The organism is Streptomyces sp. NPDC059909 (assembly GCF_042730885.1).
Lineage (GTDB): Bacteria > Actinomycetota > Actinomycetes > Streptomycetales > Streptomycetaceae > Streptomyces.
The window spans coordinates 196036-197447 of record NZ_JBHWKX010000004.1; the positions used below are offsets into that span (position 1 = coordinate 196036).

1 protein-coding gene is annotated in these 1412 nt (G+C 72.7%); it reads right to left on the bottom strand.

Annotation, left to right across the window (positions count from 1 at the left end):
- Positions 1-125: 125 nt before the first annotated feature.
- The coding region (sucB, locus tag ACFV9O_RS06105) for a 2-oxoglutarate dehydrogenase, E2 component, dihydrolipoamide succinyltransferase (RefSeq protein WP_385412904.1) at positions 126-1412 on the bottom strand (1287 nt) is incomplete at its 5' end.

Here is a 1412-nt window from a genome sequence, read left to right on the forward strand (position 1 = left end):
TTCTTAAAAGAGGAAAGCCCCCTGAGACAGCTTGTGGTCGCCCCCCCGGGGGATTCCTCCGGGGGTTGCCCGCCGCTGGTGAGGCTGGTTACAGCCGAGTAGCTCGGCCGTGGCCGCCGAGTGGATCAGAGGCCGAGCTCGACCTCGAACTCGCCGGCCTCCAGGATCGCCTTGACCGCGGTCAGGTAGCGGGCGGCGTCGGCGCCGTCCACCAGACGGTGGTCGTAGGAGAGCGTCAGGTACGTCATGTCGCGGACGCCGATGACGGTGCCCTCGGCGGTCTCGATGACGGCCGGACGCTTGACCGTCGCGCCGATGCCCAGGATCGCGACCTGGTTCGGCGGCACGATGATCGTGTCGAACAGCGCACCGCGCGATCCGGTGTTGCTGATGGTGAAGGTCGCACCGGCCAGCTCGTCCGGCGTGATCTTGTTGCCGCGGACCTTGGCCGCCAGGTCGGCGGTGGCCTTGGAGATACCGGCCAGGTTGAGGTTGCCCGCACCCTTGATGACCGGGGTCATCAGGCCCTTCTCGGAGTCGACGGCGATGCCGATGTTCTCCGAGTCGAAGTAGGTGATGGTGCCCTCGTCCTCGTTGATCCGGGCGTTGATGACCGGGTGGGCCTTCAGCGCCTGGGCCGCCGCCTTGACGAAGAACGGCATCGGGGACAGCTTGACGCCCTCGCGGGCGGCGAACGCGTCCTTGGCCTGGTTGCGCAGCTTCATCAGCCGGGTGACGTCGACCTCGACGACCGAGGACAGCTGGGCCTGGCCGTGCAGCGCCTTCATCATGTTGTCGCCGATGACCTTGCGCATGCGGGTCATCTTGACGGTCTGACCGCGCAGCGGGGACACCTCGAGGGCCGGGGCCTTCTTCGCGGCGGCCGGAGCGGCGGCGGCGGCCGGAGCCGGGGCGGCAGCGGCGGCCTTCGCGGCCTCGGCGGCGGCGATGACGTCCTGCTTGCGGATACGGCCACCGACGCCGGTGCCCTTGACCGTCGACAGGTCCACACCGCTCTCGGCGGCGAGCTTGCGGACGAGCGGCGTGACGTACGCGCCCTCGTCCGCGACCGGAGCGGCCGGAGCCGGGGCGGCCGGGGCAACAGGCGCGGCCGGAGCCGGAGCCGGAGCCGGGGCAGCCGGCGCGACCGGAGCCGGAGCGGCAGCGGCGGGAGCGGCCTGGACCGGCGCGGGCGCCGGAGCCGGGGCGGCCGGAGCAGCAGGCGCGGCGGCGGCCGGAGCCGGAGCCGGGGCGGCAGGCGCGGCCGGGGCAGCCGGAGCGGCACCCGGGGCACCGATCACGGCGAGCTTGGCGCCGACCTCGGCGGTCCGGCGGACCTGGCTCGACACCCATCTGCCCGCGTACCGCGAGCGGTTGGCGGACGATCCGGTCACCGCGCTGCTCGTACGCGC